Origin of the sequence: Streptomyces sp. NPDC048496 (assembly GCF_043200055.1) — a bacterium.
GTDB lineage: Bacteria > Actinomycetota > Actinomycetes > Streptomycetales > Streptomycetaceae > Streptomyces.
This window is the reverse complement of the sequence record NZ_JBICXB010000137.1, coordinates 1-1,477: the sequence shown is the minus strand read 5'-3', so window position 1 is coordinate 1,477 and position 1,477 is coordinate 1. Positions and strand designations below refer to the sequence as shown.

Here is a 1,477-nt window from a genome sequence, read left to right as displayed (position 1 = left end):
ACACCACGTGATCATTCCGGGGCCGTCGCCATGCCCGGAAGGCAGATCGCGACCGTCACGCTTCACGCATGACCGGCCACCCGACAGGCTCTTAGTGGTCGGCTCCGGAAGTCCTTCGGGGGTTGATCACGTAGCTGGCCCGTCGGAGGATTCTTCCTGGTGATCGGCGGTGTGCCGGTCGAGTCTGGCCAGCAGATCGTTCAGGTCGGAGGTGGTGAACTTCCACTGGAACGGCTGTGCTGTGGCGTTGTAGCGGTCTTCGAAGGCTCGGAGCCGGTTCCTGACCTGGGCAAGGTCAGTGAAGTCGTTGGGCGAGACGACCTTGCGTTGGACGACGGAGAAGTAGATCTCCACCTGGTTGAGCCAGGAGGCGTGGACCGGGGTGTGGACCATGACCGCGTTTGGAAAAGCGCTGGTCAGCCGGTCGGCGGCCTTCTGCCCGCGGTGGGAGGAGCCGTTGTCCACAATCCAGAACACACGCTTGGCGTTCGTGTAGGGCTCGGCACTCATGACCTGGGCGACCAGGTTCATGAACGGGTCGATGCCGGTCCTGGGCTCGGTGCGGCCGAAGACCTGGGCGTGGTGGACGTCGTAGGCGGCGAGGTAGGCCAGGGCGCCGCCGCGGCCGTAGGTGTGGTTGACCCGCATCGCCCGGGCCTGCCCGGGGGCGAGGGTGGGGTGGCAGCGGCAGCGGGCCTGGATGGAGGTCTTCTCGTCGGCGCTGATGACGTACTCGTCCGGTCCGAGCGGCCGACCCTGCCAGGTACGGGCGTACAGGTCCAGCACTCGTTCGGCCTTGGGTCCGAAATCGGGGTCGGTGATGAAGATCCAGGAGCGGTGCTGCCAGGGCTTGAGCGCGTCCTGGGCCAGCCAGCGGCGCACGGTGGAGGCCGAAACAGCCGGGACGATGCCCCGTACCTTGGCCTCGCGGGCCAACTCCGGGCACGACCAGCGTGACAGCGGGGCGCCGGTCTCGGCGGGCAGTTGGCAGGCCAGGGCCTTGACCTGGGCGGCCTGCAGTGCGGTGAACGAGGGAGGGCGACCGGTGCGCTGGCGATCGGCCAGCCCGGCCATGCCCTGCTCGGCGAACCGGCGCCGCCACCTGCGCACGGTATCCAGGTGCAGGCCCGTCTCGCGGGTGATGCGCGCGTTGGAGCGGCCCCGTGCAGCGTGGAGCACGACGTTCGCGCGCATCCGGGCCTGGTGGGCAGTCTTGTGGCCGTAGGCCATCTTCTTCAGCCGGTGCCTCTGCGAGGCGGTCAGCGATATCGGGCGGGCAGCAGCAACGGGCAAGGCAGGCAGGCCGATCAGCAGAAGTGGATCTTACCGGCTGGAGCCTGCCGCACCTCTGTCGCGGGCGACCAGGCAGGATGACCCTCCATGAGCAATGCTCAAGACCTGTGGATCGTCCTCGGGAGGGGTGCCTCGCGGAACGCGGAGGGCGTACCTTCCCGAGTGATCGATTGATGGTCACCGA

Annotated in this window: 1 protein-coding gene; it reads right to left on the bottom strand. The window is 67.9% G+C overall.

Annotated elements, in window-relative coordinates; all coding sequences use genetic code 11:
- Positions 1-126: 126 nt before the first annotated feature.
- Entirely contained in the window at positions 127-1,293 is a 1,167-nt protein-coding gene (locus ACGFSA_RS35160) for an IS630 family transposase (protein WP_393310251.1), read from the bottom strand.
- Between the last annotated feature and the right edge of the window lie 184 nt (positions 1,294-1,477).